The 596-nt window shown below is 39.4% G+C and carries 1 pseudogene; it reads left to right on the top strand.

Annotated elements, in window-relative coordinates:
- A pseudogene (locus GFC01_RS17890) lies at window positions 1-596 on the top strand (ATP-dependent DNA helicase); the annotation flags it as partial.

Raw genomic sequence — 596 nt, 5'->3', positions numbered from 1 at the left:
GTGATGTGTTTTATGACATTTTGCCAGAAAAGGGCTTTGATCTTCGAGATGAACAAATATTTATGGCTTTTCAACTAGAAAGAGCCTTTAAAGAAAAAAGTGTGATGTTTGCCGAAGCTGGGGTAGGCACAGGCAAAACCATCGTCTATCTATTATTTGCCGTCACATATGCAAGGTATACAGGGAAGCCTGCGATTATTGCATGTGCAGACGAAACGTTAATTGAACAGCTCGTTAAACAAGAAGGTGATATCTATAAAATTGCCAATCACCTTGATATTCAAATAGATGCGAGATTAAGTAAATCGCATGATCAATATTTATGCTTAAAAAAGCTGGAGAAAACGATGCAGCGAGAAGATGATGAAAAGTGGCTCGATATTTATGAATCACTGCCTTCATTTGTTCATGAATCACATGGCATGCAAACCTTTTATCCGTATGGCGATCGAAAAGAGTATCCAGAATTATCAAATGATGAATGGTCACGAATTGGCTATGACTCGTTTCAGGACTGCCTGACGTGCGATATGCGTCATCGCTGCGGTCTGAATTTATCAAGAGATCATTACCGGAAAGCGACAGATCTCATCATC

The organism is Desulfofundulus thermobenzoicus (genome assembly GCF_009428905.1).
Taxonomy (GTDB): domain Bacteria; phylum Bacillota; class Desulfotomaculia; order Desulfotomaculales; family Desulfovirgulaceae; genus Desulfofundulus_A; species Desulfofundulus_A thermobenzoicus.
This window is presented reverse-complemented; position numbering and strand designations above follow the sequence as displayed.